The following is a 12,027-nucleotide window of genomic DNA, read 5'->3' as shown; positions in this document are numbered from 1 at the left end:
ATAATTTTTATAATGTCTGTAAGATTAAATCTTGACTTCTACAATATCTCATCAAACTTATTCTTAATTACATCATCGGTTATTTCTATTTGTTCTGCTTGTTCCTTCATAATTTTCCCCTTTGTTAATTCAATTAATAATGTTTTTGTATCATACAGAAAAAACAATTAGTCAATAGATATTAATTTATTAATAATTAGTCAATAAACTAAAATCTTATATTAAATATTGTAATATGCTGTTATAATCGCTTTTTTATTTACTAATATTTAAGCAATGAAATTATCTGATTTTGACTTTGATTTACCAAGCGAACTTATCGCACAATATCCGGCTAGTGAACGTGACCACTCGGATTTACTAATTGCCGGGACAAAACCTATTAAAACTAAATTCTACAACATAATAGATTACTTAAAAGAAGGGGATTTATTAGTATTTAATAACAGCAAAGTTATTAAAGCTAAGTTACATTTAGGGAAAAATATTACAATAAATTTGAATCAAAAATTATCGAATGACAGTTGGTCGGCTTTTGCGAAGCCTGCTCGAAAACTTAATATAGGCGATGAGTTTTATTTTGATAATCATAAGGTAATTATTACCGAAAAACTTGCGATGGGTGAGATTAAGGTGAAATTTGAGCTTGATAATATCTCGGTATTTGAATTTTTGGACAAATACGGTGAAATGCCGCTACCGGTTTATATTAGGCGTTCTAAACGTCATTGCGAGGAAGAACAGAGTTCTGAAGAAGCAATCTCATCACAAAATCCTGAGATTGCCACGGCGTCCAAAAGGACGCCTCGCAATGACGATAAGCTAGACTCTCTACGCTATCAAACAATATATAGTCAAATAGAAGGCTCGGTTGCTACACCGACGGCAGGGTTGCACTTTACAAAGGATATACTTGGTAAGCTTGAAGCAAAAGGCGTACAAATTACATTTTTAACCTTACATGTAGGAGCCGGAACTTTTTTACCTGTAAAAACCGAAAATATTCATGAGCATAAAATGCACACCGAATATTGCTCTATTACTCCTGAAACTGCTGAAATCATCAACAAAGCAAAGCAGGAGGGAAGACGCATTATCGCAGTCGGCACTACAACGCTTAGAACCCTTGAGAGTTCTTGCAATAACGGCATTATAAAAGCAGGTGATTTTGAAACCGATATTTTTATAACTCCCGGCTTTAAATTCCAAACAGCCGATATACTGCTTACTAATTTCCATTTTCCGAAATCTACTTTATTTATGCTTATATGTGCTTTTGCCGGATTTAAAGAGATGCACGAATTATATAAATATGCTATAAAAGAACAAATGCGTTTTTTCAGCTATGGCGATGCAACAGTTTTGTATAGGAAGATATGAATAGTATCACAGAATATTCTTTTTTAACAAATCTTACTAAATTACCTTTTATCGAAGAGATTTGGCTTTTTGGTTCACGCGGGCGAGGCGATAATCATGAGAGAGCAGATATTGATATCGCCATTCTTTGCCCCAATGCAAGTAAAGATGATTGGCGGCAAGTTTTAGAAATAATAGATGATGCAGATACACTTTTAAAAATAGATTGTGTACGATTCGATACATTAAACGATGATGATAAATTTAAACAAAATATCATTAATTTTAAAAAAATTCTTTATAAAAAAGGTTCACACTAATGGAAGAAATATTTTGGAAAGGCTCTTTCCTAGCACTAGGGCAAGCTATACAACGTTTACATGAAGTTATAGAGCGCTCTAAGGTAGATAAAAATGATTATGTGTTAGATGCCTCTGTAAAAAGATTTGAATTTGTTATTGAATTATTTTGGAAAACCTTAAAAAAAATACTTAAACAGGAAAAGATTGAAAGTAATACTCCAAAAGATGTCCTAAGTAAAGCTTTTCAGTTTAGTCTTATCGATGATGAAAAAATGTGGCTTGGAATGCTTGATGACCGCAATAATACTTCTCATGTTTATAAATATGAGGATGCAAAACAAGTTTTTGAAAATATTAAAACATACCTACCGATTTTAGAAAAAACCTATAACAAATTAGATAAAAAATATTTTGGATGAGCAAATCCCCTACTTCATTAACATTAGATGCAAAACAAGCTGCTTTACTAGAAGAATTAAAACAGCTTGTAGCAGAACTTAATAAGCCTAACAGTTTATTCAAATTCTTTAATCAAAACAATTTAAAAAGCGGAATTTATTTATACGGTCCGGTGGGCAGCGGTAAAACTGTGCTGATGAATTCTTTTTTTGAAGAATTAACCACACCTAAAATGATAATACATTATCAGAACTTTATGCAGGAAGTACATAAATCTATGCATAAATTACAGACAGAAAATCAAAAAGATATCATCCCTAAAATTGCCAAAGATTATGCTAAAAAAACTAGAGTACTTGGAATAGACGAGTTTGAAATTAAAGACATCACCGATGCAATGATAATCGGTAGATTATTTAATGAATTAATAAAGCAGAATATTTTTATTTTTATCACCTCTAATACAATACCTAATAATCTTTATAAAGATGGGTTACAGCGAGAATCTTTTGTACCTTTTATAAAAGTAATCAACAATAGCTTTTATGTCAAATGTCTAGATAATCACCATGATTACAGGTTTGATAAGGCTTTAGGAGTTAAAGGGGCAAGGATAATTTATCCCTTAACTTTAGAAAACCAAAACAAACTTGAAAAAATTATTACAGATATTAGTGATAATAATCTTATTTCTCAAAATATACAGGTTCTAGGTAGAGAAATATCGTTTCAAAAAGTGCATAAAAGAATATTAGTCACAGATTATAACGAATTATTTGCAAGAAACTTAAGCTATATCGATTATGTTAATATTTGTCAAAATTTCAACGTTATTATAGTTAAGAACGTTCAAATCATTCCATCTGATGATACAAATACAGCGGTTAGATTTATCAATTTTATCGATAATGCCTATTTCTATAAAATACTTTTATTTATGAGCCTAGAAGATAAGCCGAGTAAAATATATCAAGGTTCAGCACGAGCCGCAGAATTCAAACGAACTATTTCAAGACTAAATGAAATGAATAGCGAATCTTATTTGCTAGAGAATGACTTTAAGAATTAACTTCCTTAAGAGCTTGAAATATGAATATATTCTTTCAAAAATCTTATCAATTTTCGCTAAAAAAGCTCTTTAATTACTAATTAAAATTTATTTACAGATAGGCCTAAGAAATTTAATAAATTCATCAATATTGGTTTTTATATCGTCTTCTAAATACTCTTCTGTTGTCTGATCTACGTAAAAAGGATAATAATCACATGACATATAATTTGCCATTCTTTTATAAAAACTTCTAGGAGGAGTTGTACCATGATCAATCTCTACTAGTTTACATTTTGGAGTCGAAAAAATAAGGTTAGCAAATCCTGATCCATGCGGTCCAACTATTATTTTTGCTTTATTAAAAAGCTGGGCCTGTTTATACGGGGAGGATAGCTCTAGATATATTGCCATAAAACCAAGTTTCTCAATTTTTTCTATTAATTCTTCTTCATTAACTATTTTTCGGGTAGAAGTGTATTTACGAGAAATATATATTTTATCGTATGCTTTACTATTATCTTTAATAAAAAAATTTCTTAAATCTCTTTTTAACCATAAAGGCAAAATTATACCTTTTACCGGAATAAACGGTACAGATGGAACAATTAGTCTAGTAGCTTGAATTATACAATCGCTATTTACTACAAAAAGCTTATCTTCCGGTATATTTAAATAATTTAATACTATTTCTAATGACTTAATTTGCCATGAATATTTTAAATTATTAATATAGATACGGTCATATTCAAGATCCGATTCTTTTAATATAATTAATCTAGGCAAAATTTGTAGCAGCCAATGATACCAATTTTCAGAACCAGAAGATGAAACTACTGCTAATTTTCCATTAAAATATAAAGGATTTTCTGTATTAATATCTCGTTTCTTATTTAATAAACGATGTTGATCACCTGAGCTTGTTTGAGTATCTTGTAGAATATAACCTTCTTGAGTTAAAATTCCACCTTTATTAATTACTGTGCCATTTGGTAACTCTAAAATAAATTGTTCAGTATTTTTTCTTTAAATAACTTTTTAATTTCTATGTTAGATTTTAGCGATTCTATGGAAATAAGTTGATGTTTAATTCTTTAATGCATAAGCATTACTAATATAGAAGAGGAAGAGAATTATGAATATAAAATATCTCATAAAGAGAAAAGAAGATAATTAAAAATTTGCATTGCAAGCTTGGCAGCGACTTACTCTCCCATGCCTTATGACATAGTACCATTAGCGCTATGAGGTTTCACGTTCGAGTTCGGGATGGGATCGTGTGTTGCACTCATGCTATAACCACCAAGCTAGCAATACAAACTTTTAAAAAGATAGATTTGTATTATAGTTTGCTGTTAATGTTGCTGCATGACCTTTTCTAGATTTCTGCTTTTCCACACAAGTATCAACTTAATGGAAGTCACTAGACATTATCTCGTGATTTATTCACGGAATCCAAAAAAATATATAACTAATATCTATTACAAGTTGTTTCCTGGATACTGTGGTCAAGCCACGGTATGACATTGGTCATACAACAACATCTTATTCATTGATAAAGCTAATTTAACCTGATAACTTTGTGAGTTGACACTACATTTTTATAGAATTAACACTATATGCATATGTAATCTCACAGCAAAGTAAATCAATCGAGCTATTAGTATCAGTTAGCTACACACATTACTGTGCTTCCACACCTGACCTATCAACGTGGTGGTCTTCCACGGCTCTAATGGGGAAGTCTAGTTTTGAGGTGGGTTTCCTGCTTAGATGCATTCAGCGGTTATCCCTTCCGTACTTAGCTACCCAGCTGTGCCGTTGGCACGACAACTGGTCCACCAGGGGTACGTCCACCTCGGTCCTCTCGTACTAAAGGCAGATCCTCTCAAACTTCCTACACCCACGGCAGATAGGGACCGAACTGTCTCACGACGTTCTAAACCCAGCTCACGTACCACTTTAATCGGCGAACAGCCGAACCCTTGGGACCTTCTCCAGCCCCAGGATGTGATGAGCCGACATCGAGGTGCCAAACGATTTCGTCGCTATGGACGCTTGGAAATCATCAGCCTGTTATCCCCGGAGTACCTTTTATTCGTTGAGCGATGGCCCTTCCACTCGGGACCACCGGATCACTATGGCCGACTTTCGTCTCTGCTCGTCTTGTCAGACTCGCAGTCAGGCTAGCTTATGCCATTGCACTCTAAAAGTTGATTTCCGACCAACCTGAGCTAACCATCGCGCGCCTCCGTTACTCTTTGGGAGGCGACCGCCCCAGTCAAACTACCCACCATGCATTGTCTCGGATCCTGATTCAAGGATCTCGGTTAGATGTCAAGAACCAAAAGGGTGGTATCTCAAGGGTGACTCCACAAAGGCTGACGCCTTCGCTTCGTAGTCTCCCACCTATCCTGCACATCTGATTCCTAACACCAGTGCAAAGCTATAGTAAAGGTTCACGGGGTCTTTCCGTCTGACCGCGGGAACTCCGCATCTTCACGGAGAATTCAATTTCGCTGAGTCGATACTGGAGACAGTGGGGAAATCGTTACGCCATTCGTGCGGGTCGGAACTTACCCGACAAGGAATTTCGCTACCTTAGGACCGTCATAGTTACGGCCGCCGTTCACTGGGACTTCAATTCAGAGCTTGCACCCCTCCTTTTAATCTTCCAGCACTGGGCAGGCGTCAGACCCTATACGTCGTCTATTGACTTTGCAGAGCCCTGTGTTTTTAATAAACAGTCGCTACCCCCTAGCTTGTGCCACCTGCACATGGTTGCCCATATACAGGTCATCTTTCTTCCGAAGTTACAGATGCAATTTGCCTAGTTCCTTCAGCATCGTTCTCTCAAGCGCCTTGGTATACTCTACCTGTCCACCTGTGTCGGTTTCGGGTACGGTCTATAATGAAGGTGTTGTTTCCTGGAAAATATTCACTGCACAATCAATCCAATAAGACTGTACAATTTACTATTTTCGTCACATCCTTCAGGTTCAGGAATATTAACCTGATTCCCATCGATTACGCCTTTCAGCCTCATCTTAGGGGCCGACTAACCTTGCGCAGATTAACTTTACGCAAGAACCCTTGGACTTTCGGCGAGAATGTTTCTCACATTCTTTATCGCTACTTATGTCAGCATTCTCACTTCCGATACCTCCAGCAAGCCTTACGGTTTACCTTCACAGGCTTACGGAACGCTCCGCTACCAACTTGCACTTAGTGCAAATCCGCATCTTCGGTACATGACTTGAGCCCCGTTACATTGTTGGCGCAAGAAAACTTATTTAGACTAGTGAGCTATTACGCTTTCTTTAAATGATGGCTGCTTCTAAGCCAACATCCTAGTTGTTTTGGTCTTCTCACATCCTTTAACACTTAGTCATGATTTAGGGACCTTAGATGGCGGTCTGGGCTTTTTCCCTCTCGACTATGGACCTTAGCACCCATAGTCTGTCTGCTATGCTGTACTCGTCGACATTCGGAGTTTGATTGAGTTTGGTAAGTCTGTGGGACCCCCTAGCTCATTCAGTGCTCTACCTTCGACGGTAATCGCTATAACGCTCTACCTAAATAGATTTCGCGGAGAACCAGCTATATCCGAGTTTGATTGGCCTTTCACCCCTAACCACAGCTCATCCCCTACTTTTTCAACAGTAGTGGGTTCGGTCCTTCAGCGGATTTTACTCCGCTTTCAACCTGGCCATGGCTAGATCACCCGGTTTCGGGTCTAATTCATCTAACTAAACGCCCTATTCAGACTTGCTTTCGCTACGCCTACACCTAACGGCTTAAGCTTGCTAGATAAACTAAGTCGCTGACCCATTATACAAAAGGTACGCCGTCACAAGACATATAAATACGCTTGCTCCGACTGCTTGTAAGCATTTGGTTTCAGGTACTATTTCACTCCCCTTGTCGGGGTACTTTTCACCTTTCCCTCACGGTACTTGTTCACTATCGGTCACTAGAGAGTACTTAGGCTTAGAGGGTGGTCCCCCTATGTTCAAACAGGATTTCACGTGTCCCGCCTTACTCAAGGACTTCAAACTTTTTACCTATACGGGACTATCACCTTCTATGGTCAACCTTTCCATGTTGTTTTAGTTATTTTTTTGAAGTCACTGGCCTGGTCCGCGTTCGCTCGTCACTACTAACGGAGTCTCGGTTGATGTCCTTTCCTCCAGCTACTTAGATATTTCAGTTCGCTGGGTTTGCCTCATATAGCTATATATTCACTATACAATACCTAATAAATTAGGTAGGTTTCCCCATTCGGAAATCTTCGGATCAAAGTTTATTCGCAACTCCCCGAAGCTTATCGCAGCGTATTACGTCCTTCATCGCCTTCTAGTGCCAAGGCATCCACCAAATGCTCTTATTATATTTACTTAACGCTTTTAACTTGAGATTACACGATGCATACAGAATTAATTTCGCAATTATTTTCAGTATCAACTCACGATATAAATTTTTATTATCGCGGTGTATTTAGTTTTTTAGCTTTATCAACTTTTCAAACAGCTACAAAGTTTTAAGTTTCAAACCTTGCGTGATGATTTTATATCTACATTTTTAAAGCTTGTCAAACACTAATTTCAAATAATTTTAATTTTATTTCTCATGAGAGGGCTTAAAGTTATTTTAACCTCTTTTTAAAGTAGGCTTTGTTGGCTTTTTGTTTAGATTTGTGGTCCCTAATTATTTTAATATTGTATCTTTTAAAATATTTGTACCACGTAAAAATTCTTCTATATTCAAAGCTTTTTTACTCTCTTGCTGAAGTTTTTTCACTCGTAATATACCGCTTCCACAAGCTATTTCCAGCTTATCACTAATAACGGTGCCGGAAGTAAAGTGATGCTCCGCATTTAAATATTCTGCTTCAAGGATTTTAATTATTTTATCATTATAACTAAAATATGCTCCGGGCCAGGGATTCATCCCTCTTATTTTACAATCTATTTTATATGCGGATTCATGCCAATTAATTTTTCCTTCTTCTTTAGTTAATTTATGAGCATACGTAACGCCATCACTTGACTGTTTTATCGGTACTATATTATCAATATTTGCAAGTGTTTTTATTAGTAATTCAGCTCCTAAATTAGCACATTTATTATGCAATTCCTCCAATGTTGTCCTTTCTTCTAAATCAAAATCTTCTTTCATCAATATATCACCCGTATCAAGCCCTGCATCCATACGCATAATACATACACCACTTTTCCGATCACCCTCTATAATAGTACGCTGCAGAGGAGCCGCTCCTCTGTGACGAGGCAAATCGGATGGATGGATATTAAGACAGCCGTATTTTTTAGCCTCTAATATAGCTTTCGGCACAATAAAACCATATGCAATAACAACTATAATATCCGCATTAATCTTATTAATTAGATTTATTGTTTCATCATTACGAAGTGTAGAAGGAGTATAAACAGGAATTTGATGCTCAAATGCTAATTGGTGTATTGGAGATTTAGCTAAGTTAAGTCCTCTACCCTTAGCTTTAGGTTGCTGTGTAAAAACAGCTTTAACTTCGTGATGAGTTATAAGTTTTTTAAGGGCGGGAACTGCAAATTCAGGCGTTCCCATAAAGATTACTTTCACACTATATTATTTTTAAGTTTCTTGAGCTTACGAAGTACTACATCGCGTTTTAAATTACTTAAATAATCAATCATAAGCTTACCTTCTAAATGATCATACTCATGCTGTATAACTCTTGCAAGCCAATCATTTGCTTTAAGCTCTTGTGATTTACCATGATAGTCTAAATACCGAATCTTTATAGATTCCGGTCTTGCCACCTCAATACGTTGCTCCGGTACTGAGATACAACCTTCATTAGCCGTAATTAGCTCTTCTGATTTTTCTATTATTTCAGGATTCACTATAAAAAGCGGATAAAAATCCTTTGGTCTTTCTATCGGATCATGATCCTTTATATCAATTACCATAATACGTTTTAATACTCCCACCTGCACGGCAGCAAGCCCTCCCCCGTCCTCATGGTACATAGTTTTAACCATATCATCCATAAATTTTCGTGTTTGATCTGTAAACTCTAAAACCGGCTGAGATTTCTGCTTTAATCTTTCATCAGGTGCCGTTACTATCGGTAATATTGACATAATTAAATCTTAATATTTTATTTTAATATACCATAAAGCCACCAAAATGTAAAGAAAGCAAACCTGCCTAATTCCGGCAATAGTTGCATAATAATCTCACCTATTTGCAATAATTTGTCGAATTAATAATATTTAGTGAAAATAATAGCAAATATCAGATAACATGTTAATAAATAAGGCTTGCATAAAATTAAGGAGGAATATCAATGCATTGGGGTGATATTGAAGAAATTGCCGAACAACTCGAAGAACATTGTAGCGATCACTATAATGAAAAAAAAATTTCATTATTAAAGCTAGAGAAACTGATTAGAGATTTAAAGGACTTTGAAGATGAAGAAAAAAAAGTCGAAGAAGTTACATTAGAAGAAATTCTAGACAAATGGGAAGAAATACGTGAAGAGATGGGAGAAATAAATTAAGTAGTTATTTTCAGGCATTTATAATTTATAAATTAACTTTATAAAAATATATTATAATCAATAAAAATATAGCAACTGCCTGAAAAAAAACTCTTAAAGTCATTAACTTTGAACTAAATTTCTTATCACACTTTCCACCGATAGCCATCGACACTACCCCTATAATAAGAACCGAAACGGTTAAACCAATCGCAATTAATAACCACATCATAATTTATTGCTCAATATATAATTTCCTACACAAAGATTATATGCTTTTTCTCTTTTAAATCAATTATCTAATTAATATTTGAGCTCCAGTTCAAAAATTAACTAATTCTTCACAAAAAATAACAATTCTAGGGATACAAATATGTATTTCATCAAATATAGATAATGCAACAATTACTTCAAAAGAAAAAGAGATATTAGGTTCTTGCGTTCTTATTAATTTCCGCTTAAAAATATCTAAAAATACAAATAATTTAATTTTCCACACGCAAGAACTTAGAATATTTTGAGAAACCTAATCTAAGCTTTCTGAGTTACACTATATATATTATCTAGCAGTTTAACAAAAGCACCATTTCCTCAAACATTAGCACAAGTGATTACAGGATCAGACAAGATATAAAGAGCTGTAATCAGAGACATCATATTAGTATTAAAACCTAGATATTGTTCAAGTATAGGAAGCATTACAATAATTCCTCCACCTAGTATAGCGGCTACTGAAAATTTTGCCAATACAAAATAAAAAGCAAAAATAAGATAATTAAATAAAGTAGGTTCAGCTAATCCATAACTTTTTAGTATAGCATAAGCTAAAATCGGTATAGCGAAACAATCGCAAACAAGATGAATATTTACCGTTATTGGTACAACAGTACGAGCGAGTGCTTTATTATTTGTATTATTTTCCGCTCCTATTATACTAAGTGGCATACTTATAACACTAGACATAGCACTAAATCCACTTATAGATGCTGGCATCATATTACTGAGGCTAGCTATGAATTCCTTAACTCGACAGTTACTTAGAATAAAATAAGCAAGAAAGATATAACCAAACTAAGCAAATGCGATTGTCACAAAAATGAACATATAATCTTTAATAATTATACCTGATACTTCATCAAACTGTAATTTTACGATAAAGCCCATTATAAATAAGGGAATTATATAGATAAACAATCACAATATTTTTGCAACAAATGCTTCCATCTTGAAAGCCACTCCAATTGCAATCTCAGCACAAAATTTTGAGGATATAAAGCCTAAGATAATACTACTAAATACGATTTTATCATTAGAAATAATATTAGGAAAATTAAGTAACCATAAAGGCTTTAAACTATCATTTTCTATAGGAGAAATCATTGATAAATCGAATTGGTATATGTATATACCTACATAATGACTTATGAAAGTAGAACAAAATTAGACCCACGCACTAGTAATAATATTAAGAAAACTATACGTGTTGCATCTTTGGCTAGCATTACAACAGATTTAAAAAGTAAGCCAAAAATAATTAAAGGAAGAAATAATCTAATTGTAGATTTTATAGATTGACTTATTGAATATAATAACCTTTTTACTTCTAGACTCATTAGTGGGTTTAACAATATGATAGCTATGATAATAGCCATTAAAATAAGTGGTATTTTACTAAACATAAAACTTACCTAATAATAATTAGTTAATTTAAAAGGGTGGATATAATTAAAAGAAAGATATAGAAATATTGTTACCGGCTTGAACCGGTTGTAGTAGTAAAGAAAGACTGGAAAGTTAATATTTGCATATTCATAAATTCAACATACAGTTATTATAGAGAGAAAAATTAGTGTTGCAATACTTTTCTAGAAGCTCTTTGGGAGGTATTGCTAATTAAAAGCAGAGTAGTTAATAAATTAACGTTATTGCGAGGAAAATTACGAAGTAGTTCGACGAAGCAAGGAAGAAAAAAATTCTAGTTTACAGAATTTTTTTATTATTTTTCTGGATACCGCAAACAAGCCGCACAACTGTCCGAAGCTGAAAAATAAGTAGAATAAGCAATTGTTTTTACAACTATTGCTGGTAGTATTTTTAATGTTTTACGTTAAAAATACCATTTTTAGCTATTAAATGGCTTTTGTTCATTTTAACTTCGGACAGTTGTGCGAACAAGTCGCGGTATGACACTGAGTAGGTTTGCCGATCCACGCAACAACGCCTTAACTAAAAACAACATCACCATTATACTTCAAAGTAAAATGAACAGTAGTATACTGCGACACAACTTCAAAAAGAGCAAGGAATCCACAAGGCGAGGAGCGGCAGCAGTTGTAGAAGTCAAGATTTAATCTTACAGACATTATAAAAATTAT

At 34.4% G+C, this 12,027-nt stretch carries 14 protein-coding genes and 2 rRNA genes; 7 read left to right on the top strand and 9 right to left on the bottom strand.

What is annotated here, in order from left to right; all coding sequences use genetic code 11:
* Positions 1-276 precede the first annotated feature (276 nt).
* From queA to zapE, 4 genes are read left to right on the top strand one after another with little or no spacing between them, the layout of a single operon-like run.
* A complete protein-coding gene (gene queA, locus KYQ89_RS06195; protein WP_218460856.1) occupies positions 277-1,380 on the top strand; it encodes a tRNA preQ1(34) S-adenosylmethionine ribosyltransferase-isomerase QueA in 1,104 nt (367 codons plus the stop codon).
* Positions 1,377-1,679, top strand: coding sequence for a nucleotidyltransferase domain-containing protein (locus KYQ89_RS06190; RefSeq protein ID WP_218460855.1), 303 nt, complete (start codon positions 1,377-1,379; stop codon positions 1,677-1,679). The genes queA and KYQ89_RS06190 overlap by 4 nt, the downstream gene beginning before the upstream one ends.
* Positions 1,679-2,080, top strand: a complete 402-nt coding sequence (locus KYQ89_RS06185) for an HI0074 family nucleotidyltransferase substrate-binding subunit (protein WP_218460854.1) — start codon at positions 1,679-1,681, stop codon at positions 2,078-2,080. Before KYQ89_RS06190 ends, KYQ89_RS06185 begins: the two co-directional genes overlap by 1 nt.
* Positions 2,077-3,129 carry a cell division protein ZapE gene (gene zapE, locus KYQ89_RS06180; protein ID WP_218460853.1) on the top strand — a complete coding sequence of 351 codons (1,053 nt, stop codon included), beginning with the start codon at positions 2,077-2,079 and terminating at the stop codon, positions 3,127-3,129. Before KYQ89_RS06185 ends, zapE begins: the two co-directional genes overlap by 4 nt.
* Positions 3,130-3,216: 87 nt before the next feature.
* Here the strand turns inward: zapE and KYQ89_RS06175 are convergent, their stop codons facing one another.
* The 5 genes from KYQ89_RS06175 to def all read right to left on the bottom strand — a co-directional run bounded on the left by KYQ89_RS06175 (position 3,217) and on the right by def (position 9,251).
* The gene (locus KYQ89_RS06175) at positions 3,217-3,894 is read right to left on the bottom strand and encodes a glycosyltransferase family 61 protein (RefSeq protein WP_256621507.1); all 678 of its coding nucleotides are present in this window, start codon (positions 3,892-3,894) and stop codon (positions 3,217-3,219) included.
* A 406-nt stretch (positions 3,895-4,300) separates the two neighbouring features.
* Positions 4,301-4,415 (bottom strand): 5S ribosomal RNA (gene rrf / locus KYQ89_RS06170).
* Between the two features lie 332 nt (positions 4,416-4,747).
* A 23S ribosomal RNA gene (locus KYQ89_RS06160) occupies positions 4,748-7,507 on the bottom strand.
* A 308-nt stretch (positions 7,508-7,815) separates the two neighbouring features.
* A complete protein-coding gene (fmt, locus tag KYQ89_RS06155; RefSeq protein WP_218460852.1) occupies positions 7,816-8,727 on the bottom strand; it encodes a methionyl-tRNA formyltransferase in 912 nt (303 codons plus the stop codon).
* The gene (gene def / locus KYQ89_RS06150; RefSeq protein WP_218460851.1) at positions 8,724-9,251 is read right to left on the bottom strand and encodes a peptide deformylase; all 528 of its coding nucleotides are present in this window, start codon (positions 9,249-9,251) and stop codon (positions 8,724-8,726) included. Before def ends, fmt begins: the two co-directional genes overlap by 4 nt.
* 206 nt (positions 9,252-9,457) lie before the next feature.
* Here def and iscX point away from each other — a divergent pair, with 206 nt between their 5' ends.
* Positions 9,458-9,673: a Fe-S cluster assembly protein IscX gene (gene iscX, locus KYQ89_RS06145; protein ID WP_218460850.1), complete on the top strand. Its 216-nt coding sequence runs from the start codon at positions 9,458-9,460 to the stop codon at positions 9,671-9,673.
* Positions 9,674-9,698: 25 nt separating this feature from the next.
* On the opposite strand, the gene KYQ89_RS06140 is transcribed toward iscX, so the two are convergent.
* The 4 genes from KYQ89_RS06140 to KYQ89_RS06125 form a co-directional block, all read right to left on the bottom strand.
* A complete protein-coding gene (locus KYQ89_RS06140) occupies positions 9,699-9,884 on the bottom strand; it encodes a twin transmembrane helix small protein (RefSeq protein ID WP_218460849.1) in 186 nt (61 codons plus the stop codon).
* A 90-nt stretch (positions 9,885-9,974) separates the two neighbouring features.
* Positions 9,975-10,151 carry a peptide deformylase gene (locus tag KYQ89_RS06135; RefSeq protein WP_218460848.1) on the bottom strand — a complete coding sequence of 59 codons (177 nt, stop codon included), beginning with the start codon at positions 10,149-10,151 and terminating at the stop codon, positions 9,975-9,977.
* A gap of 92 nt (positions 10,152-10,243) precedes the next feature.
* Positions 10,244-10,666: a cation:dicarboxylate symporter family transporter gene (locus KYQ89_RS06130; protein ID WP_371920421.1), complete on the bottom strand. Its 423-nt coding sequence runs from the start codon at positions 10,664-10,666 to the stop codon at positions 10,244-10,246.
* A 180-nt stretch (positions 10,667-10,846) separates the two neighbouring features.
* On the bottom strand, positions 10,847-11,032 hold the full coding sequence (locus KYQ89_RS06125; RefSeq protein ID WP_218460847.1) for a transporter: 186 nt from the start codon (positions 11,030-11,032) through the stop codon (positions 10,847-10,849).
* Positions 11,033-11,068: 36 nt separating this feature from the next.
* Here KYQ89_RS06125 and KYQ89_RS08000 point away from each other — a divergent pair, with 36 nt between their 5' ends.
* Both KYQ89_RS08000 and KYQ89_RS06115 read left to right on the top strand, forming a co-directional pair.
* Positions 11,069-11,227 (top strand): hypothetical protein, encoded by a 159-nt coding sequence (locus KYQ89_RS08000; RefSeq protein ID WP_256621504.1) that lies wholly within the window; start codon positions 11,069-11,071, stop codon positions 11,225-11,227.
* Positions 11,228-11,835: 608 nt separating this feature from the next.
* Complete coding sequence (locus tag KYQ89_RS06115) at positions 11,836-12,003, top strand: hypothetical protein (RefSeq protein WP_218460846.1); 168 nt, start codon at positions 11,836-11,838, stop codon at positions 12,001-12,003.
* The last annotated feature ends 24 nt before the right edge of the window (positions 12,004-12,027 follow it).

The sequence above is a fragment of the Rickettsia sp. TH2014 genome (assembly GCF_019249195.1).
In the GTDB taxonomy this organism is placed as follows: domain Bacteria; phylum Pseudomonadota; class Alphaproteobacteria; order Rickettsiales; family Rickettsiaceae; genus Rickettsia; species Rickettsia felis.
Note: the sequence above shows the minus strand (reverse complement) of the source record. Positions and strands in the feature narration are given on the sequence as shown.